Origin of the sequence: Mycoplasmopsis gallinacea, from assembly GCF_900660495.1 — a bacterium.
GTDB classification, from domain to species: Bacteria; Bacillota_I; Bacilli_A; order Mycoplasmatales; family Metamycoplasmataceae; genus Mycoplasmopsis; species Mycoplasmopsis gallinacea.
In genome coordinates, this window is sequence record NZ_LR214950.1 from 22,605 (window position 1) to 49,214 (window position 26,610).

The following is a 26,610-nucleotide window of genomic DNA, read 5'->3' on the forward strand; positions in this document are numbered from 1 at the left end:
TAAAAAATGGATAACTACGGTAAAAAAATTAAAGAAAATATAAAGGAATGAAAGGCTAATTTATTAGACTTAACCCTTAGAAATAAAGCTTTAAATTTTAAAGGTAATAAACAAGGAATTGAGTTTAAATATGAAGATTTAAATTTAATTTTAGACGTGCTTTTTGATGATAAAAAGCTTAAATTAAATCCAACTCGAAAACAAGAAAAAAATTGAATTGAAACTTTTGATAATCTTCTTGAAATGGATAACAGTCAATCTACTGCAGGTAGCAAAGGAACTACAATTGATGTTGATTTAACAAAAAGCGATTTAAATGTAACTTTTTCTTCAATGTATAGAAAGCAAGAGCTTTTTAACACTGAATACTCAATTGATATTTCATATTTAACAGTTGGTATGCTTTCGTGAAAGCCAGATCAAGAAGATGATAGACTTCTTGATTCTCCACTTGTTTTTATCCCTGTTAAATTTGATAAAAACAAAAACAAAGATTGCTTTGTATCGCTTAAAGATAGTGATTTAATGCTTAATGATAGTTTAATTCAAAAAATCCTTTTTGAAAAAGGAGTAGATTTAAGCTATGAATTTGATTCTGAAGAATCAATTAATGAAAGAATTGAAAAGTACTTTGCTTTTGTGCAAGAAAAACTTCCTAGTTATACTATTAAAAGAGAACTTTGAATTAGTTTGTTCCAATTCTCAAACATTTTCATTTATAAAGACTTAGAAACAAATGAAGAAAAATTAATTCAAGATCAGCTTGTTGCTTCACTTTTTGATGATGAAAAACTTGATATGTCACCAGTTGAAGTTTCAAAAGAAGAATTAGACCTTAAAATTGGTGAAGATGGATATTACCATCTTCTTGAAAGTGATAGCTCACAAGAAAAAGCTATTCACATTGCGTTAAAAGGTAAAAGTTTCGTGCTTCAAGGTCCTCCAGGAACTGGTAAAAGTCAAATTATTGTTAACATTTTAACTGAGTTTATTTCTCGTGGTAAATCTGTGCTTTTTGTAGCTGAGAAAAAAGCTGCTCTTGATGTTGTATACAACAAATTAGAAGAATTAAACTTAGCTAACTGAGTTGCAAGGCTTCATTCAATTGAAAAAACAAATAAAAAAGAATTCTTGCAACAATTAAGTGACAACCTTACATTAAGAGAAAAAAATCAAAAAGTAGTTTCGGAAAGATATACAGATAAACAAAAAGAAAATTACAAAGAAAACCTTAAAAAGCTTAATTCTTACTTTAAGAAAATTAGTTACCTTCTTTGAGAAGAAAAAACTTTATATGACATTTTAAATTGCTACATTTTATTAAAAGAAACTCCAATAATTGAATGACCTTGAAATTATGACTTTTCTCTTCTTGAAAATGCTAGCTATCAAAAAATTCTCGAGCAATTAAATCACCTTGAAAAGCTTGTGAAAATTGGTTACGACTACACTATTTTTAACAACTTAAAAATCACAGAGCTCCTTCCAGTTGAACAAATTAAATTTAAAAACTTAATATCCGAGTTTCTTGAAGTAACTAAAACTTACCCAGAGACATACTTAGAAAAATTGCTTAACACTTTCTTATTTGAGCAAAAAATTTATCATAAAAATCCAAATTACTTGCAAATTAATAACCCAAATAACTTAGCATTTTTAAAAACTATTTCTGAAAATATAAAAATCTTTATTGATAATCAAGATATTTTAGAAAAATTCAGCGATCCTTCAAGTTTATTGAAATTTAACTTAGAAGAATTTAACTATTTTTATGAAAATAAAGGGTTTAAAAAATGATTCTGCTTTGGAAAACTGGGTCAAACTAAGAAAAAAATAATTTCGCTTTTAAAAGATAAAAAAGAATTCAAAATTATTGCTGAAAAAGCTCATAAAGCGATTAATTCATTTAATAAATTTATTACCTTGCACAATGAATGAGGAATGGATCAATTTGTCTTTTTCCAAAATAATGTAGATGCTTTAATTAATAAATTAGATAACTATTTATCTAATTCAATGGACTTAAATGGAACTAGAGACGAAAAACTTTTCAACTTATTATTAGAGCTTCAAAATTACTTTATTTATGAATCACCAATTAATGTTTCTACATTTATGTCCAAAATTAGTGCCCAATTTAACAATATTGACAACATTGATACATATATTGAATACAACCAATTACGTAAAGAAATTACTCAAAGTGAAATTGATCAATTCGTTAAACGTGTTCATATTACTAATTTAAATCATAGCTCGCTTATTGATTTATTTAACAAGTCAATTTACCATTTAATCCTTAAAAATGAGTTCTATAAATTAAATAATGAAATTCCAGATTTAAATTACATTCAAAATCAATTTAGAGAAAATTTTGAAAGAATTAAAGAACTTGCTTCTGAATTAATTAACGATAATTTACTTCAAAAATTACCTTCTAGTGGTTCAATTTACGAAAATAACGTTGAATTCCAGTTCCTTAAAAAGGAAATTAATAAAAAAACTAGACATTCTTCAATCAAGCAAATGTTTGAGAAGATGCCAAATTTAATTTACAACTTAAAACCAATTTTAATGATGTCACCACTTTCTGTTGCTGCTTTTTTCAAAAACAATGACAAAAAATTTGATTTAGTTATTTTCGATGAGGCATCTCAAATTAAAGTAGAAACTGCTATTTCTTCAATTTTAAGAGGTAAACAAGCTATTTTAGTTGGCGATCGTGAGCAACTTCCACCTACTAACTTCTTTAATAAATCGATGGATAATGCTGAAAATGAAGAAGATGAAGAACAAGAATTAGAACACGAAAGCTCAAGTAGAGATTATGAGTCAATTTTAGACTTTGTTTCTACCAAATGATTTGATCTTTCACTTGAATGACACTACCGTTCTAAATTTGATGAATTAATTCTTCCTTCAAATAAAGAAATTTATCAAGATAAGCTTATTGCTTTCCCAAATAATACCTTGCCTCAAAAATACCAAGGAATTACGCTTGTAAAAATCGATGATGGAATTTATACAAATTCTAAAAATGAAAAAGAAGCTCAAAAAGTTATCGAAGTTTTAGATGATCTTTTAAGAAGTAATCCTAATGCAAATTCAGTTGGAATTATTGCTTTTAATAGTCAGCAACAATCCCTTATTGAGAAAAAAATTAATGTTTATTTAAATGAAAACCCTGCATTTTTAGATAGATTAGTATTTAACGCTAAGGAAAAACTATTTGTTAAAAACATCGAAAATGTTCAAGGAGACGAAAGAGACTTTATTATCATCAGCTCCGTAATTGGTCCAAACGAAAGAGGAACTGTAGCAAGAAATATTGGTGCAGTTAGCTTAAAAGGTGGTTATAGAAGGTTAAATGTTTGCTTTACCAGAGCAAAGGTTGGGTCAATTTTAATTACTTCTGTTAACCCTGAAGATATTGATGTTTCAAATGCTTCCAACCCAAGAGGATGATTATTCTTCAAAGATTACTTAAATTTTGCTAAAAACAAACACATTCAAAATGATTTTTCTTCATTAGATGAAAAAAGCAAAGAATTTAAAATTTCATTTGTAAAAGAACTTAGTGAACTTATTAATTCTTGAGGATTTGAAACCAAAATTAAAGTAGGTATTTCAAACTTCAAAGTTGATATCGGGGTATTTAGTAAAAAAGATCCTAATAAATTTATTTGCGCTATCGAATGTGACGGAGATAGCTATAAATACTCAAAATCAACTAAAGATAGGGAGTATGTACGTAAGAAAGTTTTAGAATCAAAAGGATGAAATGTTTACCGTATTTGAGCATCTAATTGATTTAGAAACAAAAAAGACGAAACTAAAAAACTTCATGATGCAATTTTAAGATTCGAAAATAATCAACCTGCTCCCGAAGTGCAATACCAAGTTTCAAAAGAAGAAAAATTCGAACCAAAAATTGCAAAATATCAAACTAAAATTGAAAATAATAATATTGACATTTTTCCTAAAATGCTCACAAATAAAGAAATTATTGATCGTTTAGTCCTTGAAAATGGAAAAAATATTTTATATCAAACGTTTAATGCTAATTTAGTTGATAAATTAGTTGAGTACCTTCAACCAGTAAAAAGCAGCACCATTTCAAACATTTTAAATTACAAAAAAACTTCTGTTGATCGTTATTTAAATGATAAATATAATGCTCGCAAAATTAATCGTGATTATGAAGATTTCTTCTTCTTTGATTTTAACAGCATTTTCTTTAAAGATCGTAGATATAACATTGATTGAGCTAAATTTACTATTGCACAGATTTCTTACTTAGAAGTAGCTCAAATGCTTTATAAATTAATTAAAGACATTACTTTAGTTGATCATAATCGTTTATTTAAGCTTTACCTTGAATTTCTAGGGTTTAAAAATGCCGGCGAAAAGATTAAAGCTAAATTTGATGAAGCTATTGAATTACTTATTAAAACTCGCAAAATTGAAAAAGTTCATCAAGATGATGTTGTAATGTACAAAATACCTTAATTAGAAAGAGCTTGCACATTTAGTGCAAGTTTTTTCGCTTAATTAGTGTGCATTGTAGGCGCAAAAGCAAAAAGAAAACGCAGAAAAATAATTTCTGCGTGATATTAATAAGCATTGATTTTGTTTTTAGCTATGTATCTGTTATATAAGTATGTCATTGGGAAAATTAATGAACCTAAAATTATAGAGTAAATAGGTATAACTATTAGCCCTTTAATAATAATTGGGAGCATTATTGTGACATATCTATCTCAAAGATTGATAAGAGGATCTTTTAATCAAAATTGTTTGTATTGAATGTAAGCATATGGACCTCATAATCATCTTCCAATAACGACTACAATTGTTACTATAATAAAAGCAATAGCAAAGTAAGAAAGTCTAGGTTTATTTTTTCAAATTGAGTATATTGAAACAAAAATTGTTCCAATTACAATCACAATTGCTAATGCTATTAAAATATATAAAGTAGTGACATCAATTGTTTTAAATGAGAAAATACTACTAATTTTTAGTGGACTTCCACCTTTTTTGGCAATTTGTTTGAAAACTACTGTAATAATTGCACTAAATGAAGCGATAACAAAGATATTTCCAAGTATTAATGCGTGTTTTTTATTAATTCTAACTAAATCAAAGAATAAAGAACTTACAATAACAATTAATACTGGAACAATTGCATAAACTCAGTGTCATGACGCAATCCCAGCTCCTTGAAACATAAGTGAAATAAAATCACCTATAAAAGCTAAGAAAGCTCCTTTGAAATATCTAAAGAAAAAGGCAAAAATTATGTAAAAAATGTATTCAAAATTAAGGCCAATTTTCCCTAAATATGTGTAATGAGTAATTACGGAAACGATTAAAAAAATACCAAGCAGTATACCACTTAATGCAATTTCAAAAGTATTCAATCTTAATAAATTACTATTTAAAATTCTTTTAATAAATGATGTTTTGTTTGGTAAATTTTTTTCACTTGTTTCTTCTATATCTTTTATTTCGCTTCGGCTGTTCCTCGATGTTTCGTCTTTATCATCGTTTTCTAAATCAGCTTCAGCTTCTTTTTCGTTAACCGAATCGCCTTCAGGTGCATGATCTGCAACTGTTGGAATTAAATAGATAACGTGATAAATAATACTTAAAAGAAAAACAGGGCTTGTAAGATATCCGAAAATAAAGCTTTTTTTGTATTGTGCATTACTTTCGACCTTACTTAAGTACATTCTCAATTTGTATGTTGTAAAAATACTTAAACCAACTGAAAATAAATAAAGAACCACCATTGATGTAATTAATGAACCTAATGTTGCATAATGGTGTCAAGTTAATTCTTTCCCTCCTTCAAAAAATGAAACTCATACCAAGTAAATTGGTAATGCGAAAATCATAGATGTAAATGCAAATCCAATCATAGCGAAGAGTCTAAAATAACTTCACTTTTTAATGTGTTTGCTTGTATATTTTTGTTGATTTTTCATAGTTAAATTATAAACTATTTGCTTTTATTCAATAGTATATAAATTTAGCAAATTAACTAGAAAAAACAGCTGTTTTTACCTTGTTATATTCAGGATTTAAACTGATTTTGTATATATCAATATTTTGACCAAAAGTATTGAGAATCTTGGTCAAGGTTTTTAAAATTTTAATTTCGTTATATTCGGATAAATTTTTTCCAATTTTTTCACCCTGAAAATCTGATGAGTTATCTTTTAGAATTTTCTCATCAATAATAAAGAACTTATCAATTGCAAGTTTATAGAAAAGAAGTGATGAATCAGTATAAAGATCCAAAATGTGCTCTTTGCTAAATTTTTTACAATTTGAATTTTTATAAGCAAGACCTATCACAATTTCGTCATCAATCTTGCTAAGGGGTAAAATTAGCTCGAATTTTTTATCAATAACATTTTCAATTGAGCTTTTTAATTCTTGATTTGGTGTTAATAAATTAAATAAAATTTTGTTTTTTGTTATTTTTTCTTCCATTTTGACCTCACTATTAATATAAATAAATTAATTTTTTCTTAAAAAAGTGAACTTTTTTTATTAAAAAAACCAAAATAGTTTAAAATAACTTCACTATGAGAAAAAACAATTTATTAACAACATCTGCTAAAGATGCTGCTAAAGTTCTTAAAAAAGGTAATGTGTTCATGCTTGCAATCGGGCTTTTACTTGGAACAGTATTTAATGCTGTTGTAGCCTCATTTGCAAACGACATTTTAATGAATGCAATCAAAACACATTTCATGCCTAATGCAACATTAGACACTTGAGAAGTTTCAGGAATGCTTTTAGGAAAATTCCTTGGAACATTAATCCAATTTGCTATTGTTACAATTTTCTTATTTGTAGTGCTTGTTGGATACTTCATGATTTCTAATGCTTACAAGGCACACAAAGCTAAAAATCAACCAGTTGTTGAACCAGCTCCTGCTGTTCCAACAACAGAACAACTTATCTTAGAAGAACTTAAAAACCTTAATAAAAACCTTGAAAATAAGTAAAAAATAACAAAAATTCATCTTAAAAGGGGGTGAATTTTTCTTTTAAATAGCGATGGTAAAATGCTTATTTAAAATCGATTTAATTGTATAATTAAAATACTTTATAAGGTTTATGAAAAAAGGGATAAAAATGTTAAAAATAATTAATCACCCACTCATTGATATCAAATTAACTAAAATGAGAGATAAAAACACTAATCACGTAGATTTTAGACAGAATCTTAAAGAAATTGGTTCACTAATGGTGTATGAAATTATGCGTGATTACCAAAGTAAAAAAGTCAAAGTTACCACGCCACTTGAACAAGAATTTAGTGGATTTGACTTTGATTCAGAAATTGTGATTGTCCCAATTTTAAGAGCTGGTTTAGGTATGGTTGATGGACTTTTAGAACTTATTCCACAAGCTAGAGTGGGGCACATTGGTTTATACCGTGATGAAACTACTTTAAAACCAGTTGAATATTTTTACAAAATGCCTAATGTTTCAAAAGATTCAAAAATTATTGTGGTCGACCCTATGCTCGCTACAGGTAATTCAGCAGCTGATGCAATTGCTTCACTCCAAAAAAATGGATTTAATGACATCGATTTAGTTTGTCTTGTTGGGGTAAGAGAAGGCGTTGACAATATTGAAAATAAATTTGGAAAAGATTTTAGAATTTTTCTTGCTTCACTTGATGAAAAATTAAATAGTCATGGTTACATTGAACCTGGTTTAGGGGATGCAGGTGACCGTATTTTTGGAACAAAATAATGACTAATACAAATCAAAAAAATGTTTCAAATATAATTGCAAAAATTACATATGCAGCTATAACTTTAGCAATTGCATTGATTTTTAATTTTATAAGCTCATATTTAAATATTTTTAATTTTCTTCAGATCAATTTAACACTAATCCCTATTTTCATTGCTTCATATATTCTTTCATGAAGATGGGCACTTCTTGTTTCAGCAATTAGATTTTTAATTTCACCTTTACTTTTCAATTATTCAAATATGCTTGCAGTTGAATACCTAGGAAATTTGATCATTTTTTTGAGTCATACGTTTTTTATAAGTTTTTATTATTTATGCTATAAGTTAATTTGCAAAAGAAAGTGAGATCCACATCTTAAATTTCTACTTTCATCTCTTTTTTCAGTTCCATTAACAATTATTTTGCTTACTTTCTTAAATACATACATATTTAACGTTATATACTTTTTCATGCTTGGATTTTTAGATAAACTTAGCCTTACTGATTTAATTAGAGATTATCCAATGAAATTTAAAGCATTCTTTTTTAACATTAGTACCTACCAAGCGGGTTCTTGAAGCCTTTATAGTGCTTTTAACATTATCAACTTATCCATTAATGTTTTTGTAATCTCACTTTTTGTGCTACTAGATCGGAAAACAAAAATTTTCTCAAACATTAAATACAGAATACATGAATTACAATATTAGGAGATTTCATATGTCAAAAGATTTTGATTTTCAACAAATAGATAAAAAATGACAAGAAAATTGATCTAATTCAAATTACTTTGAACCTAAAAATGATTACTCATTGCCTAAAAAATACATTTTAAGTATGTTCCCTTATCCAAGCGGAAGAATTCATATGGGTCATGTAAGAAACTACTCAATTGGTGATGCTATTGCTAGATATTACCGCCGAAGAGGATTTAATGTTTTCCACCCATTTGGTTGAGATGCATTTGGACTTCCAGCTGAAAATGCAGCAATTAAAAACCAAATTCACCCTGGTGAATGAACTTACAAAAATATTGAGAGCATGGATCAAGAAATTAAAAAATTAGGTCTTTCGTTTGCTTGAAATTACGAACTTATTACAGCTGATTCAAGTTACACTAAATGAGAGCAATTTATTTTCATCAAAATGTGAGAAAAAGGCTTAATTTACAAGAAAAAAAGCTCTTTAAATTTCTGTGAATTTGATAATACTGTTTTAGCTAATGAACAAGTAATTGATAATAAATGTTGAAGATGTGATAATGAAATTGTTCAAAAAGAAATGGACACTTACTACCTTAAAATCACTGATTATGCTAATGAATTAGTTCAAGATTTAGAAATTTTAAAAAATCACTGACCAAATCAAGTTTTAACAATGCAAAAAAACTGAATTGGAATGAAAAATTATTTTGTACTTGATTTTAATTTAGAACTCAGTCATTCTATAAAATTTGAATTAAATGTTCTTGAAAGTAATTTTGAAAACATTCAAAATGCTGCAATGATTGCTATTAGCACTAAGCACCCACTTGTAGAACATCTTAGGGATAAAAATCTTTTAACTGAAGAGCAAATTCAAACAATTGAAAAAATTAATATCAATGTTAATGCAAAAGATTTTTCAGAAAAATTATGCGTAGACCTTAAATTGGAAGCTTTTAATGTTAAGTTAGAAAAAAACCTTCCAATTTACATAACTGATTTTGCAAGTAATAACCCTAACAAATTAGCTATGCTTGTTTCTCTTAAAAACAAATCTCATGCTGCATTTGTTGAAAAAAATCAAATCAAAGTTAATACAGATTTCTTTCACTATGTTGAACCAAGAGATTTTAACAATGAGACACATTATAATTTAAGAGACTGAGGTATTTCGCGTCAAAGATATTGAGGAACGCCAATTCCACTTATTAAGTGTGATACTTGTGGTATTGTACCTGAAGAAATTAAATCGCTTCCAGTTCTTTTACCTAAAGATGTTACTTTTGATGGAAAAGGAAATCCACTTGATAAATCTGAGCAATGAAAAAAAGTTGCTTGTCCTAAATGTAAAAAAGAAGCTACAAGAGAAACTGATACACTTGATACCTTCTTTGAATCAAGTTGATACTTTTTAAGATACACTACACCAACTTCAATGCGTGATGATGTTCTTTTTGATAAAAAAGCGCTTAAATACTGAGGTAGAGTTGATGAATATATCGGTGGAATTGAGCATGCTATTTTACACCTTCTTTACTCTCGTTTCTTTACTAAAGCTCTTAGGGATTTAGGTCTTTGTGATATTAGCGAACCATTTGAAAACCTTCTTACTCAAGGAATGGTGCTTAAAGATGGTGCTAAAATGTCAAAATCAAAAGGAAATGTAGTAGAACCAAGTGAAATGATTGCTAAATTTGGAGCAGATACAACTAGATTATTTATCCTTTTTGCAGCCCCTCCTCAAAAAGAGCTTGAATGAAGTGATTCAGGAGTTAATGGTTGCTTTAAATTCATTTCAAGACTTTACAGTAAAACAGATTTAATTTTAAAAGACTTTAAAGTCAAAGAACACAGCTTTGAAAATCTTAGTTCTGAAGAAAAAAATGCACGTTATAAACTTTATTTAGGAATGAAAAAATCAATCGATACTTTTGAAGATCGAAGAAATGAATATGCTTTTAACACTATTATTTCATGAGCTATGGAAACTTTAAATGCTTATGAAAATATTGATAATCCAGTGTTAATTAGCGAGATGTTCTATGTACTTTTAAACATCCTTGAACCATTTATCCCGCATTTTGCTTGAGAAATTTCTAATAAATACTTTAACTTAGAAAACTTAACAGATTTTAGCATTGATCAAAAAGCCTTAGAGCTTGATGAAGTTAAATACGGAGTTAGTGTTAATGGTAAATTTAGAGCTGAAATTTCAGTAAGTAAAAACGCTACTAAAGAGCAAGTTCTTGAAATTGCTAAAAAAGAAGTTGCAAAATGACTTCAAGATAGCACAATTGTCAAAGAAATTTTTGTTCCAAACAAATTGATAAATATTGTTATTAAATAATAAAAGAAAGGAATTTTATGACAAAGAAAAATGAACAAATATTAAATGAAGGAATTTTAGCTGATTTTGTTACAGTAAAAAGTAAATTTGTTGCGTTTCCTTCAGGAATACACCAAGTATTTGTTGAAGATGATGAAGTAAATGATATGGAGCTAATACTTAAATCATTTAAAGAAAAAGAAAACTATAGATTATTATTAGGTTATGAAGAAGAATCAGATTTTAGAATAGATGAATTAGAAAATATTAATATTAACACCAAAGCTTTATTAATTAAACCACTCGAAATTAAAAAAGTTAAAAATAGTAACTTATACAAAATGGTATACCGTATCATTAGTAGTGTAAATATTACTCATCTTAGCGAAATGGTGTTTGAATTACCTAAAAAACTTTTTAAAGACTTAGTTAAAAAATGAGATATGGAGCGTCTTCTTGCTTTTGATATTGACCAAGATGAAGAAAACAATGTAGCTCTTGCTTTCAAAGATACTTGACTTGATTTAATCATTGAAGATTCAAAACCTCTTTTTGAATCATTTGATTTAGATAGCTTTTTAACTATCGTAACTCAAGTTTTAACAACTACAAATCGAAACTTTGAGTTTTCAGGGGTTGGAAAAGATATTTTAAATATTTTCCAAGAAAACCTTGAAACTAAAAAACCTTATACATACCATGAAATTAACAACTTAATTAGAAAATACATTCAAGAAATTGATATATTTGTTGAAAGTAAGCAAAATAAACTTAACCAAGTTATTTCAATTTTAAACTTCATTGATACAAATGTTATTCGTGATAAAAGTAAAGCTGCTTTTAACCCTTCACTTGAATCAATTAATGCAACTATTTTTTCAATTGGAGATTTTCTTCAAACTAATCTTGAGCTTGATAACGAGCTTACTGAAAAAATGAACGAAAAGCTTTCAAAACAACAAAAAGAGTTCATGCTTAGAGAAAAAATGAAAAGCATCCAAGAAACTCTTGAAAGTATGGGTTCTTCAGCAAATGAAGATGATGAGTATGCTAAAGATTTAAAAGATCCGCTTCGTGCGCTTATTTACCCTTCATCAGTACAAAAAATTATCGCAGATGAAACTAAAAGATTTTCAGAAATGATGCAAACTTCACCAGAAGCAAACATTTCAAAAACATATGTTGAACTTCTTAAAAAATTACCTTGAAGAAAGGTTCAAAAAGAACTTCTTGACATCAATAGAGTAAGAAAAGTTCTTGATCACTATCACTATGGTCTTGATGAAGTTAAAGAAAGAATTGTTGAATATATTGCTGTTATGATTAATAGCAAAAGCAAAACTAAAGATCTGAAATTTGACTTAGATGAAAACGATGAACAAGTAGATTGAAGTCTTTTCAAAGGTGATGAAAAAGTTCATTTTTTAGATGCAGATGATAAAACAGACTTCAATAATGTACCAATTATTACACTTGTTGGTCCTCCAGGAACAGGTAAAACTTCACTTGCTAAAGCAATTGCTGAATCATTAAACCGTAAGTTTGTAAAAATTTCTCTTGGCGGAGTTCATGATGAAAGTGAAATTAGAGGGCACAGAAGAACTTATGTTGGAGCTATGCCAGGAAAAATCATCAAAGGAATTAAGCAAGCAGGTGTATCTAACCCAGTTGTGCTTCTTGATGAAATTGACAAAATGGCTTCAGATATTAAAGGAGATCCAGCTTCAGCAATGCTTGAAGTTCTTGATCCAGAACAAAATACAAAATTCCAAGATCACTATGTTGAGCATGAATATGACCTTTCGAAAGTTGTTTTCATTGCTACAGCAAACTATTACGAAAATATCCCTCACGCCTTAATTGACCGTGTTGAAATTATTGAACTTAGTCCATATACACTTAATGAAAAACTTCATATTGCTAAAAATCACTTAATCCCTAAAGTTATTAAGCAAAGTTACTTAAAACCAGCTCAATTCAAAATTGATGATGAGACTTTAAAATACATAATTAAACACTATACATCAGAAGCTGGTGTAAGGGGACTTAAAAGAATTTTAGACAAAATTGCCCGTAAAATAGTGGTAAAAGTAATTGATGATAAAAAACTTAAAGAATTTGTTGTTTCAATTGATAAATTAGAAGATTTAATTGGTGTAATTAAATACAAAGAAGATGAAAAAGAAACTGAACTTGAACCAGGTACAACAAATGGACTTGCTTACACTTCAGTAGGTGGTTCAGCACTTCAAATTGAGGTAAATGTTTATCCTGGAAAAGGTGAAATTAAACTTACCGGTTCACTTAAAGAAGTTATGCAAGAATCAGCTCAAATTGCCCTTACATACGTAAGAAGTAATGCTGAAAAATTCGGAATTAAAGACTTTGATTTTGAAAATTCAACAATTCATATTCACGTTCCTGAAGGTGCAGTGCCTAAAGACGGTCCTAGTGCCGGTGTAACTTTCACAACTGCTATTATTTCAGCACTTAGTCAAAGAGCTGTTTCAGCTGAATATGCTATGACTGGTGAAATTACTTTAAGAGGAAAAGTATTAGAAATTGGTGGACTTAAAGAAAAATCATTTGGTGCTATCCAAAAAGGAATCAAATACATCTTTATTCCTGAAACAAACGTTAAAAACCTTAGAGATATCCCTGGTGAAATCAAAGCTGAATTAACATACATTCCAGTTAAAAAATATGACCAAATTTATGATGTTTTATTCATGCACAAAAAACCAGAAGTTCTAATCACTGAAGAGAAAAAAGATAAATAATAAAAGCAGGCTATGTGCCTGCTTTTTGCATAAAAAAAGCACCAATATCCTTGGTGCATAGGGCTAAAAGTCGCCAAATACCTACAAAAAAGGTATAAAAAAATGGCGGAACAGAGAGGATTTGAACCTCCGCGGGAGTTGCCTCCCCTACAGTCTTAGCAGGACCGCCTCTTCAGCCTCTTGAGTACTGTTCCACGTTGCTTTATTATTATAACAAAAAAGAAAGAAAACACAAAAAATTATTACTAAAAAATATATAATATAAAAATTAATAATACTAAGTATTATTAATTAATCGGAGGTGTTATGAAACAAAGACTTATTAGCGGAATAAAACCTACTGGCGATCTTACATTAGGTAACTATATTGGAGCTATTAGAAACTTTTTAAAACTACAAGATCAATATGATTCATATTTTTTTGTTGCTGATTTACACGCTTTAACAACTGGAAGCGTAGATCCAAAAGAACTTTTGAAAGCTAGAAAAGCAACTATTGCTTTATACATAGCTTGTGGTCTGGATCCAGAAAAAGCAACTATTTTCTTTCAATCACAAGTAATGGAACACGGAATGATGCAATGACTTTGCACTAGTGAAACTACTCTTGGTGAATTACAAAGAATGACACAATTTAAAGATAAATCAAGTAAATTAGTCCAAAGTAACGGAACAAGTAAAGTTCCATCAGGTCTTTTAATGTACCCAACATTAATGGCTGGAGATATTCTTTTATACGATGCAGATATTGTCCCTGTCGGTGAAGACCAAACGCAACACCTCGAACTTACGCGTAATATTGCAGAAAGATTTAATAATAGATATAAAACTAATTTCAAAATTCCTAAAGGTTATGTACCTGAAGTGGGGGCTAGAATCAAATCACTTACAGATCCTAGTGTAAAAATGAGTAAAAGTGAAAAAGGAGATAAATCAACCATTTATCTTTTAGAAGATCCAGAATCAGCTTATAAAAAAATTCTTAAAGCAGTTACTGATTCTGAAGGAAAAGTATATATTTCTGAAGAGAAAAAAGGAGTTGTAAACCTTTTAAATATTTACGCTTCTTTAACAAACATTTCACTTGAAGAAGCTGCTAAACATTTTGAAAACCATAATTACAAAGATTTCAAAATTGAAGTAGCAAATGAAGTTAAAAAGCTACTTGAAAACATTCAAAAAAATTATCAAAGTGCTTTAGAAATTGTTGACAAAATCGCTGATGAAGGTGCTAAAAGAGCATCAGCAATTGCTAAAGTCCACCTTAATAAACTAATGAATAATATTGGATTATACGGAGAAAAAAATGAAAGCAAATAAACCACTTAACCACACAACAAGTCACTTACTTGCTGCTGCTATTGAAAAACTTTATCCAAACGTTAAATTAGGTTTTGGTCCAGCTACAGAAGAAGGATTCTATTATGATTTTGAATTTGAATCACCTTTTAGTGATACAGAATTACCTAAAGTTGAAAAATTAATGAAAAAACTTGCTTCACGTAATTTAGTAATGAAACAAGTTCCTGTTAGTGAATATGATTTTACTAATAAACCATACAAAAAAGAACTTTATGATGAATTTGTATCTCAAGGAAAAGAAGTTACTTTTTATGCATTGGTAGACCCTCTTAACAACGAAACTGTTTTTATTGATCTTTGTGCAGGAGGACACGTTGAATCAACAAAACACATTAAAAACTTTAAACTTCTTTCGCTTGCTGGTGCATATTGAAGAGGAAATAGTGATAACATTCAACTTACAAGAATTTATGGAACTTCTTGAGATACTAAAGAAGAACTTGAAGAGTTTTTAGCTATTTTAAAAGACCGTAAAGAAAGAGACCATCGTAAAATTGGTAAGGAAATGAAACTTTTTACCTTCAATCCACTTGGAGGACAAGGACTTCCTTTCTGACTTGAAGATGGAATGTACATTCATAACGAGATTCGTAAATTAATCTTAAAAATGGATCGTAAATATGGATTTACAGAAGTTTTAACACCACATTTTGGGGAAGAAAAACTTTATTGAACATCTGGACACCTTCCAATGTATCAAGAAGATATGTTTAAACCAATTGTAGTTGAAAACGAAAGATTAATTCCTCGTCCAATGACATGTCCACACCACATTTTATGCTACAACACAGAAAAACGTTCATATCGTGATTTACCTATTAGATATAGCGAACAATCACAGCTTTATCGTTATGAAAAATCAGGAGCTTTAACAGGACTTGAAAGAGTTAGAGGAATGCTTTTAACTGAAGGTCACTTATTCGTGCGTCCTGATCAAATTGCTGATGAATTCAAAAGAATGTATCAACTAATTAAAGAAACACTTGAGATTTTCAAAATTAAAATTAGTTATGTTTCTTTAAGTTTAAGAGATCCTGAAGAAAAAGATAAATTCTTTGATGATGATAAAATGTGAAATGATGCTGAAAACGAACTTAGAAAAGTGCTTAATGAACTTGGTGTAGAATATGAAGAAAAAGTTGGTGAAGCTGCTTTCTATGGGCCAAAAATGGATATTCAAATTTACACAGCACTTGGACATGAAGTAACTGTTTCAACATTACAACTTGATTTCTTACTTCCAAAACGTTTTGACATTAGCTACACAAATAGCGAAGGAAAAGAAGAACGCCCAGTTATGATTCACCGTGGTTTAATTGGTACATACGAAAGATTTGTTGCTATTTTAATCGAACAAACTAAAGGTGTGCTTCCATTTTGACTTGCGCCAAAACAAATTACAGTTATTCCGGTTAATGAAGAAAAACACCTTGAGTATGCTAAAGAAATTAATGATATGCTTTTTGATTTAGACTTTAGATCTAAGTTAGATGCTCGTAATGAACGTTTATCTAAAAAAATGCGTGAAGCACAAATGTCTAAATCTAAATTCCAAGTTATTCTTGGTGATAATGAAGTTGAAAACGGAACAATTTCATACCGTAAATATGGTGAAGAAAAAACTACAACAGTTTCAAAAGATGAATTTATTAAAATGCTTTTTGACCTTAAATTAAGATATGAATAAAAGCGAAAAAAGATACGGGAAAATAAAGAAAAATACTTTTTATATTTTTCTTTTTTCTTTTGGAATATTATTTGCACTCCTTAGCGGCAGAGTTATTCCTTGGATTCAAATAACAGGGTTTGAACTTCCTTTATATGGACGGATTTTATCATTAGTAATTTATCCTGCAATTTTTCTTTCAGTTGCTGTTTACTTAAATTATTTTTATTCAGAAACATATGCAAAACTTCCTTCATATACAGTATTAACAATTGGGATAGTTTCAACCGTAATGATGCTCCCTTACTTACAAGTAAGTCCTAAAAACATCATTTGAAATATTTTTCCTTTTGATACTATTGTTGTTTTTACATTCTATGTTATTCTATATTTTATAACCCTTACTTTTATTAATGATTGAAGCTACAAACGCAAGCAAAGCTTACCTAAAGGAAAAATTATTTAATTAGATTGTCGCTCTTAATAAGAGCGACTTTTAATATTAATTTAGCTTGCTTATAGGCCTAATGGTTGCAAAAAAACGTGCCTAAGCACGCTTATATTACTATTATTGATCTGAGTTTTTAATAACTTCAGCTGCAACAATTTCATCATTATCTTTAAGTGAAATAATTTTAACACCTTTGGTATTTCTTGATGTAAGAGCAATGTCTTTAACGTTAATTCTAATTGTAATACCGTTTGTTGTAATAATTAACACTTCATCACTTAATTCAACAAAACGAGCAAATACAAGGTTTCCTGCTTTTTCAGCGTTAATTCCAGAAACTCCTTTAGAACCACGGTGAGTAATTCTATATTCTTCACTCTTTGTTAATTTTCCAAATCCTTTTGAACCAATTGAAAGAATAAATTCACCATCACGGTTAGATGAAGCTGAAATAACTTCTTGACCATTATCAAGTTTCATTCCTCTAGTTCCAACTGAATTTCTTCCAGTTGCACGCACTTCTTCACCTTTAAAGTTAATAATGTTTTTATCGTTATTTGCAATTAAAACAATGTCATCATCACCTAAAATAAAGGCTCTAACAAGTTCATCATCTTCTTGCAATTTAAATGCATTAAGTCCATTTCTACGAATGTTTTGGTATTCGCTCAATGGAGTACGTTTCATAATACCTTTTTTAGTTACAGTAGCTAAATAAGTATTTTCATCATAGCTTGGCACATCTAACATAGAAACAATTTTTTCACCATTATTAGTATCTAGCGACTCAATAATATTAATGAATGGAATTCCTTTACTTTGTTTAGATGCTTCAGGGATTTGGTGAGCTCTAATTGAGTATGCTTTACCTTTATTTGAGAACAATAAAAGATCAGTGTGAGTGTTAGTTTTAATGATATTAGAAATATCATCATCATTGTAAGTTTTCATGCTGATTGTACCTACACCACCACGTCTTTGTGTATTGTATTCTTCAAGGTTAATTCTTTTTACATAACCATTGGTGCTGCTTGTAATAACAATATCTTTTTCAGCAATTAAATCTTCATCAGAAATTTGGCCAATTGCAGAAGCATCAATTACAGTTCTTCTTGCATCATTAAATTTAGCTTTAATTTGGTTTAATTCATCAATAATTAAGTCTCTTAATTTTTCTTCAGAAGCTAAAATTGATTGTAAGTATTCAATCTCTTTTTTAAGCTCAAGGATTTCTTGATCCATTTTTTCAATGTTAAGACCTGTTAAACGACGAAGGTTCATATCTAAAATAGCTTTAGTTTGTCTTTCACTTAAGTTAAATCTATTTGCAAGTTTATCTTGAGCTTCTTGGTCAGTTTTAGATGTTTTAATCATTTGCACAACTTCATCAATGTTTGAAACAGCAATTTTTAATCCATCTAAAATATGAGCTTTTTCTTCAGCTTTATTTAAGTCAAATTTTAATCTTCTAGTTACAACATCTTTTTGGTGGTCTCAATAAACGCTAAGAGCTGTTTTTAAGTTAATTAACTTAGGTTCTTTATTTACAAGAGCAACCATATTAACGTTGAAATTAGTTTGTAAGTATGATTTTTGGAACAATTTGTTTAATAAAATGTGAGGGTTGTAACCTTTTTTGACATCAATAACAATCCTAATTCCATCTCTGTTTGATTCATCTCTTAAATCAGAAATACCTTCAATTACTTTATCTTTGTGAAGCTCAGCAATTTTTTGAACAATAGTAGTTTTTCTAATTGCATAAGGAATTTCCTTAACAATAATTTTTGATTTACCATTGGTATGTTCAATAATTTCAGTTTTTGATCTAACTGGAATTTTTCCTTTTCCAGTTTCATATGCATCATAAATTCCTTTAGTTCCTAAGATAATTCCACCAGTTGGAAAATCAGGCCCTTTAAGGTGTTGCATAAGCTCTTTAGTTGTAATTTCAGGATTTAAAGCAAGTGCAATAGTAGCATCAATTGCTTCACCTAAATTATGTGGTGGAATTTCTGTTGCCATTCCAACAGCAATACCTGATGATCCTGAAACAAGTAAGTTAGGAAATCTTGAAGGTAAAATTGAAGGCTCTTGCTCTGATCCATCATAGTTATCAACAAAATCAACAGTTTCTTTTTTGATACTTTCAAGCATTTCTGCAGCTACTTTAGACATTCTAGCTTCAGTATAACGCATAGCAGCAGCTTCATCACCATCAATTGATCCAAAGTTACCGTGTCCATCAACAAGTGGGTAACGCATTGAGAAATCTTGTGCCATTCTCACCATAGCTTCATAAACTGAAGAATCACCATGTGGGTGGTATTTCCCAAGCACATCCCCTACAATACGAGCACTTTTACGATGTGGAGTTCCTGGGTTAAGCCCAAGTTCTGACATATCGTATAAAATTCTTCTATGAACTGGTTTTAAACCATCACGAGCATCAGGAAGAGCACGAGATACAATAACACTCATTGAATAATCAAGAAATGATTCACTCATTTCTTTATCAATTAAAATTGGGAAAATTCCATCCTGTGGATTTTCGATAATTTGTGAGCTTACTCTATATTCTTCTTTATTTTGAGGGATTTCTTCTTCCTCTTCTTCGACTAATTGCTTAGTTTTGTTTTTGTTTCCAAAAACCATTCTTTTATCTTCTTCATATTCATATTCTTCATCTTGAATTTTTAAAGAATCTAAATCTGAATCATCTAATGGATTTAAATTGTCTTTTTTGTCACCAATCATAACAAATCCCCCTTTTTTATATAAATTATGTAATAATTTATATCTATTATACCATTTTTTGATTTTTAACCTAATTTGCGGGCTTTTTCAGCTGCAAATTCACCCTAAAAAATCATTTTATTTTGTGCATTTTTAACCAAAATTAAGGAATTTAAAACAAAAAAAGAGCTCGGGGGTGAGCTCTTTTAAAATGAAATCTAGCAATTATTATTTTTGACTTGAACATGAACAAGTTGCGCAGTTACATGTTTGGCATGAGCAAGTTGCACATATGCAAACTAATTTATCTTTATTTGACATAAATATTGCCTCCTTATTGTTTCATTCGTAATTATTCCTGAGTTTCCAAGTTACAACCTGTAAAAAAACGAATACATCTACTATATAGACGTATTCGTTTTTTTGTCTTAAAAATTACTAGAACTATTTATCTAGTATGTTGTAAAAATCACTATATATTTTGTTTAACTCTTTGTGTGATGGATCTAAATTATTTGTAATTTCCGATACTACTTCATCATTTACTATTTTTTGAGTTATAGTTATAAGTTTTAAAGCATCTATAAATTTGTTAATTGTAATTTTCTGAATTTCTCCATTTGTTTCATAGAATTTTTTCAGTTTAAAGATTGAATATTTTAGAACAACAAGAGATAAGAAACATAAAAATACATGCGCTAGAATATGCTCTTCTTTATGAACAAAAATAGGTCTAATTTCAAGTGATGATTTTAAAATACGAAAACCTTCTTCTATTTTTCATTGTTGTCTATAAATTTCATTTGCTTTTTCTGCTGATAAATCAAGGATATTTGTTTCTATCATATAAAATCCATCTTGATCAGCTATTTTCTTTATTTTGTCATAGTTTAATCTTCCAACTGTGACACCATCTACATCCATATATTTTCTTTTGTATTCTGGAACCAAATCGCTTAAGCATATTGTTCCGCCAATTGATTTTTTATTAATTCTATCTATAAGGTTTTTTCTTTTTACTTTATCTAATGTTTCTTTTGAAGGACTAAAATAAACAATTTGTTTTCTGTAATTACCATTAAATCTTTTCTTATTTCAAGAAGATTCAATAATTCTTTCTTTAGAAAATATATTATTTATGCACATATAATCTTTATCTTGAACTATAAAGTTTCTTGATTCAGCATTTAAATTATCAATTCGTTTTTGAAATATAAATTTATAACCTTTTTGTTCTAAAAATCTAATGTTTGCACTTTGACTTAACCCTCTATCAGCAATTACAACAACATCTTTTATGTTATAAATTTTCTTCATTTCAACTAAAAATGTTATTAAAGTTTGCGAATCAGCTGTGTTTCCTGGAAAAACTTTGTAGTGAAAGGGAATTCCATTGTTATCTGTGGCCATTGCTATTACGATTTGATCTTCATTGTGTTTTCCATCTTTTGAAAAACCTTTATTTCTTATTCCGCTTCTTGAAAAGCTCTCAAAATAAACTGTTGTATTATCAAAATGTATAACTTTTTCATTTCTATCAGTTAACTTTTTCAATTTATCATAAAGATTTAATAGTATAGTGTTTTTGTTTTCTAAAAAAATATCTAAGTAATTATAAATAGATGACTTTTTAATGTTTAAACCTTGGATAAAGTCATTTTTATTTTTGTATTGACAAATATAACTTCTAGGGAAAATTATTCTTGTTCCTATTATAAATTCGAGCACTTCTTGAAGAGATTTGTGTTTTGAATTTGGTAAAAAACTAAACAATTCTAATTCTTTTATAACTTTATAAATTAAATCGATACCAATGTTTTTAACATTGGTTCGTACTGACATTGGTTCCAATAGTTCAAAAAATTTAGATTTTACAGCTTTTTTATCTGAACTCACTTCTATAAGTTTGGCTAGTGGTTTTATATCTTCCAAACTAGAAAGAGAATATTTTTCTTTAATTTCTTCTCAGTATCCTACACCAACCATTTGACTAATACCTTTACCATAACCATTAGAAACTGCTAAACCAAGATAAGTTCCTTTTGACTTTTTTGTTTTGCATAAAATGTAATTACTCATAATTAAATTATATCATATAGTTTGAGTAGTTTTAGTAAAAAAGATATTTTTTATTAAAAAATACTCATATACTTTAGTATATGAGTATAAATTTTTCCTGATTGCAAAGTTGCTCTTAACTTGGAAACTCAGGAATTATTATTTTTGACTTGAACATGAACAAGTTGCGCAGTTACATGTTTGGCATGAGCAAGTTGCACATATGCAAACTAATTTATCTTTATTTGACATAAATATTGCCTCCTTATTGTTTCATTCGTAATTATTATAACAAAAAGTGGATTTTTCAGTTAAAAAACAGACAAAAATGCACTTTTTGTTTTTTTTGAAAGTTTTTTAGAGCATCCTTAAATGGAATTTTTGCAAGAAAAACCCTGCCCTGAGTTTCCAAGTTGAGACACTATAAAAAACGAATACAGCTATAAATAAGGTGTATTCGTTTTTTTACATTTAAAATTACACACATAGAATTAACTCATACATGCGATGAAATCTTTATAAATTTTTATATTTTCTTTGTGGTTTTCATCCAAATCATTAATTATTTCTTGTACCACTTTTCCATTTACTTCTTTTTTTGTTATAGTCATCATTCTTAATGAATCCACAAATAAATCTAACGTCACTTTTTGTATTTCTCCATTGATTTCATAATATTTCTTTAATTTATAAAGACAGTATTTTAAAACAACAAGAGCAATGAAACATAATAAAAGATGTGCAAGTATATGCTGTTCATTATGAACAAAAACAGGTCTAACTTGTAAAGAAGATTTTAATGTTCTGAAATTTTCTTCTACTTTTCATTGTTTTCTGTAAATTTCATTAGCTTTTTCTGGTGTTAAATCTAGAATATTGGTTTCAATAATGTAAAAACCATCTTCAGATTCTTTTTTCTTAATTTTCTCTCAATTTAATTTACCCACTGTTTTGCCATCAATGTCCATATATTTCTTTTTATATTCTGGAACTAAAGAACTAAGTGGCAGTTCTCCATTTACAGTTTTCTTATTCAATTTATCAATAAAATTATTTCTTTTTAATTTATCTAAAGTCTTTTTCCCAGGACTGAAAAACACACATCATTTTCTGTATTTACCATTAAATCTATTTTTATTTCAAACAGATTCAACAATTTGTTCTTTTCAAAACATTTCATCTCTAAAAACATAATGTTTGTCTTCAAGAATGAATTTTTTCATCCCAATACTTAATGTATCTAATCTTTTTTGGAATATATATTTAATTCCTTTTTGTTCTAGGAAACGTAAGTTTGCGTTGTTATTTATTCCACGATCTGCAACTATTGTAATATCCTTTATTTTATAGATTGATTGAAGTTCTAAAACGAAGGATAACATTGTTTTACCATCAGCCGTGTTACCTGGGAAAACTTTATAGTGTATTGGTATTCCGTTTTCGTCTACAGCCATTGCTATGACTACTTGATCTTCATTGTGTTTTCCGTCTTTTGAAAAACCGTTTTTTCTCATCCCTTCTCTTGTAAAGCTTTCAAAATAAACTGTTGTGTTATCGAAGTGAATAACTTTATTATTGCGATTTGTAAATTCATTTATTTTTTGAAATAAATTGACTAAAACAGAGTTCTTATTTTCAAAAATAACATCAAGATAGTTATATATTGATGATTTTTTAACATTAATATCATTTATAAAATCGCTTTTATTTTTATATTGTGACATATAGCTTCTTGGAAGGATAATTCTAGTTGCTATGAAAAATTCCAAAACCTCTTCTAACGATTTATGTTTACTTTTTGGCAATACTGAAAATAAATCTAATTCTTTAATAACTTTATAAATTAAATCAACTCCAATATTTTGGATACTTGTTTTTACAGAAGTGGGTTTTAATAATTTAAAAAATTCTTCTTTTGCAATAGCTTTATCTAAAGATGTATCTACTTTTTTTGCTATTTCTTTCATATCTTCAATTGAAGATAATCCATACTTTTCTTTGATATCTTCTCAGTATCCTAGACCAACCTGATTTCCATAACCTTTTTTAAAACCTTTAGAAATAGCTAAAACTAAATAATATTTTCCATTTTGTTTTTTCTTGCATAAACTGTAACTCATGCTCTTATTATATCATTTTATGTGTGTAATGTAAGTAAAAAAACATTTTTTTCTTTAGGTCATATATCTTTGATATATGTATAAAAAATAAGCCTAAAAAATAGGCTCAACTTGGAAACTCAGGATGTAATTACTCATAATTAAATTATATCATATAGTTTGAGTAGTTTTAGTAAAAAAGATATTTTTTATTAAAAAATACTCATATACTTTAGTATATGAGTATAAATTTTTCCTGATTGCAAAGTTGCTCTTAACTTGGAAACTCAGGAATTATTATTTTTGACTTGAACATGAACAAGTTGCGCAGTTACATGTTTGGCATGAGCAAGTTGCACATATGCAAACTAATTTATCTTTATTTGACATAAATATTGCCTCCTTATTGTTTCATTCGTAATTATTATAACAAAAAGTGGATTTTTCAGTTAAAAAACAGACAAAAATGCACTTTTTGTTCCTGAGTTTCCAAGTTACAACCTGTAAAAAAACGAATACATCTACTATATAGACGTATTCGTTTTTTTGTCTTAAAAATTACTAGAACTATTTATCTAGTATGTTGTAAAAATCACTATATATTTTGTTTAACTCTTTGTGTGATGGATCTAAATTATTTGTAATTTCCGATACTACTTCATCATTTACTATTTTTTGAGTTATAGTTATAAGTTTTAAAGCATCTATAAATTTGTTAATTGTAATTTTCTGAATTTCTCCATTTGTTTCATAGAATTTTTTCAGTTTAAAGATTGAATATTTTAGAACAACAAGAGATAAGAAACATAAAAATACATGCGCTAGAATATGCTCTTCTTTATGAACAAAAATAGGTCTAATTTCAAGTGATGATTTTAAAATACGAAAACCTTCTTCTATTTTTCATTGTTGTCTATAAATTTCATTTGCTTTTTCTGCTGATAAATCAAGGATATTTGTTTCTATCATATAAAATCCATCTTGATCAGCTATTTTCTTTATTTTGTCATAGTTTAATCTTCCAACTGTGACACCATCTACATCCATATATTTTCTTTTGTATTCTGGAACCAAATCGCTTAAGCATATTGTTCCGCCAATTGATTTTTTATTAATTCTATCTATAAGGTTTTTTCTTTTTACTTTATCTAATGTTTCTTTTGAAGGACTAAAATAAACAATTTGTTTTCTGTAATTACCATTAAATCTTTTCTTATTTCAAGAAGATTCAATAATTCTTTCTTTAGAAAATATATTATTTATGCACATATAATCTTTATCTTGAACTATAAAGTTTCTTGATTCAGCATTTAAATTATCAATTCGTTTTTGAAATATAAATTTATAACCTTTTTGTTCTAAAAATCTAATGTTTGCACTTTGACTTAACCCTCTATCAGCAATTACAACAACATCTTTTATGTTATAAATTTTCTTCATTTCAACTAAAAATGTTATTAAAGTTTGCGAATCAGCTGTGTTTCCTGGAAAAACTTTGTAGTGAAAGGGAATTCCATTGTTATCTGTGGCCATTGCTATTACGATTTGATCTTCATTGTGTTTTCCATCTTTTGAAAAACCTTTATTTCTTATTCCGCTTCTTGAAAAGCTCTCAAAATAAACTGTTGTATTATCAAAATGTATAACTTTTTCATTTCTATCAGTTAACTTTTTCAATTTATCATAAAGATTTAATAGTATAGTGTTTTTGTTTTCTAAAAAAATATCTAAGTAATTATAAATAGATGACTTTTTAATGTTTAAACCTTGGATAAAGTCATTTTTATTTTTGTATTGACAAATATAACTTCTAGGGAAAATTATTCTTGTTCCTATTATAAATTCGAGCACTTCTTGAAGAGATTTGTGTTTTGAATTTGGTAAAAAACTAAACAATTCTAATTCTTTTATAACTTTATAAATTAAATCGATACCAATGTTTTTAACATTGGTTCGTACTGACATTGGTTCCAATAGTTCAAAAAATTTAGATTTTACAGCTTTTTTATCTGAACTCACTTCTATAAGTTTGGCTAGTGGTTTTATATCTTCCAAACTAGAAAGAGAATATTTTTCTTTAATTTCTTCTCAGTATCCTACACCAACCATTTGACTAATACCTTTACCATAACCATTAGAAACTGCTAAACCAAGATAAGTTCCTTTTGACTTTTTTGTTTTGCATAAAATGTAATTACTCATAATTAAATTATATCATATAGTTTGAGTAGTTTTAGTAAAAAAGATATTTTTTATTAAAAAATACTCATATACTTTAGTATATGAGTATAAATTTTTCCTGATTGCAAAGTTGCTCTTAACTTGGAAACTCAGGGTGGGTTTTAATAATTTAAAAAATTCTTCTTTTGCAATAGCTTTATCTAAAGATGTATCTACTTTTTTTGCTATTTCTTTCATATCTTCAATTGAAGATAATCCATACTTTTCTTTGATATCTTCTCAGTATCCTAGACCAACCTGATTTCCATAACCTTTTTTAAAACCTTTAGAAATAGCTAAAACTAAATAATATTTTCCATTTTGTTTTTTCTTGCATAAACTGTAACTCATGCTCTTATTATATCATTTTATGTGTGTAATGTAAGTAAAAAAACATTTTTTTCTTTAGGTCATATATCTTTGATATATGTATAAAAAATAAGC

At 28.1% G+C, this 26,610-nt stretch carries 15 protein-coding genes and 1 tRNA gene; 9 read left to right on the top strand and 7 right to left on the bottom strand.

The features are described 5' to 3' along the window. Positions 1–6: 6 nt before the first annotated feature. On the top strand, positions 7–4,509 hold the full coding sequence (locus tag EXC51_RS00110) for a DUF4011 domain-containing protein (RefSeq protein WP_129619963.1): 4,503 nt from the start codon (positions 7–9) through the stop codon (positions 4,507–4,509). 104 nt (positions 4,510–4,613) lie between these two features. Here the strand turns inward: EXC51_RS00110 and EXC51_RS00115 are convergent, their stop codons facing one another. Together EXC51_RS00115 and EXC51_RS00120 are read right to left on the bottom strand one after the other, a co-directional pair. Then, positions 4,614–5,924 carry an ECF transporter S component gene (locus EXC51_RS00115; protein WP_129619964.1) on the bottom strand — a complete coding sequence of 437 codons (1,311 nt, stop codon included), beginning with the start codon at positions 5,922–5,924 and terminating at the stop codon, positions 4,614–4,616. A 118-nt stretch (positions 5,925–6,042) separates the two neighbouring features. Continuing rightward, positions 6,043–6,501, bottom strand: a complete 459-nt coding sequence (locus EXC51_RS00120) for a hypothetical protein (protein ID WP_129619965.1) — start codon at positions 6,499–6,501, stop codon at positions 6,043–6,045. Between the two features lie 95 nt (positions 6,502–6,596). Between EXC51_RS00120 and EXC51_RS00125 the strand changes: the two genes are divergently transcribed. From EXC51_RS00125 to lon, 5 genes are all read left to right on the top strand, one after another. Then, positions 6,597–7,022: a large conductance mechanosensitive channel protein MscL gene (locus EXC51_RS00125; protein ID WP_129619966.1), complete on the top strand. Its 426-nt coding sequence runs from the start codon at positions 6,597–6,599 to the stop codon at positions 7,020–7,022. Positions 7,023–7,152: 130 nt separating this feature from the next. Beyond that, positions 7,153–7,779 (top strand): uracil phosphoribosyltransferase, encoded by a 627-nt coding sequence (gene upp, locus EXC51_RS00130; RefSeq protein ID WP_129619967.1) that lies wholly within the window; start codon positions 7,153–7,155, stop codon positions 7,777–7,779. Beyond that, positions 7,779–8,474, top strand: coding sequence for an MPN527 family putative ECF transporter permease subunit (locus EXC51_RS04360; RefSeq protein WP_408634090.1), 696 nt, complete (start codon positions 7,779–7,781; stop codon positions 8,472–8,474). Before upp ends, EXC51_RS04360 begins: the two co-directional genes overlap by 1 nt. Before the next feature lie 10 nt (positions 8,475–8,484). Continuing rightward, entirely contained in the window at positions 8,485–10,815 is a 2,331-nt protein-coding gene (locus EXC51_RS00140) for a class I tRNA ligase family protein (protein WP_129619969.1), read from the top strand. A gap of 17 nt (positions 10,816–10,832) precedes the next feature. Continuing rightward, positions 10,833–13,574 (top strand): endopeptidase La, encoded by a 2,742-nt coding sequence (lon, locus tag EXC51_RS00145; protein WP_187468992.1) that lies wholly within the window; start codon positions 10,833–10,835, stop codon positions 13,572–13,574. Between the two features lie 103 nt (positions 13,575–13,677). Here lon and EXC51_RS00150 read toward each other — a convergent pair. Then, positions 13,678–13,768 (bottom strand) — tRNA-Ser (locus EXC51_RS00150). Positions 13,769–13,880: 112 nt separating this feature from the next. Here EXC51_RS00150 and trpS point away from each other — a divergent pair. The 3 genes from trpS to EXC51_RS00165 are packed head-to-tail and all read left to right on the top strand — an operon-like array spanning position 13,881 to position 17,068. Further along, entirely contained in the window at positions 13,881–14,894 is a 1,014-nt protein-coding gene (gene trpS / locus EXC51_RS00155; protein ID WP_129619970.1) for a tryptophan--tRNA ligase, read from the top strand. Continuing rightward, positions 14,881–16,623, top strand: a complete 1,743-nt coding sequence (gene thrS / locus EXC51_RS00160) for a threonine--tRNA ligase (protein WP_129619971.1) — start codon at positions 14,881–14,883, stop codon at positions 16,621–16,623. Before trpS ends, thrS begins: the two co-directional genes overlap by 14 nt. After that, a complete protein-coding gene (locus EXC51_RS00165; protein WP_129619972.1) occupies positions 16,616–17,068 on the top strand; it encodes a hypothetical protein in 453 nt (150 codons plus the stop codon). Before thrS ends, EXC51_RS00165 begins: the two co-directional genes overlap by 8 nt. A 102-nt stretch (positions 17,069–17,170) precedes the next feature. Here the strand turns inward: EXC51_RS00165 and gyrA are convergent, their stop codons facing one another. The 4 genes from gyrA to EXC51_RS00185 form a co-directional block, all read right to left on the bottom strand. After that, entirely contained in the window at positions 17,171–19,810 is a 2,640-nt protein-coding gene (gene gyrA / locus EXC51_RS00170) for a DNA gyrase subunit A (RefSeq protein ID WP_129619973.1), read from the bottom strand. Between the two features lie 423 nt (positions 19,811–20,233). Further along, the gene (locus EXC51_RS00175) at positions 20,234–21,868 is read right to left on the bottom strand and encodes an IS1634 family transposase (protein WP_129619974.1); all 1,635 of its coding nucleotides are present in this window, start codon (positions 21,866–21,868) and stop codon (positions 20,234–20,236) included. 470 nt (positions 21,869–22,338) lie between these two features. Next, positions 22,339–23,967 (bottom strand): IS1634 family transposase, encoded by a 1,629-nt coding sequence (locus EXC51_RS00180; RefSeq protein WP_129619975.1) that lies wholly within the window; start codon positions 23,965–23,967, stop codon positions 22,339–22,341. Positions 23,968–24,513: 546 nt separating this feature from the next. Then, positions 24,514–26,148 (bottom strand): IS1634 family transposase, encoded by a 1,635-nt coding sequence (locus tag EXC51_RS00185; protein WP_129619974.1) that lies wholly within the window; start codon positions 26,146–26,148, stop codon positions 24,514–24,516. Positions 26,149–26,610: the final 462 nt, after the last annotated feature.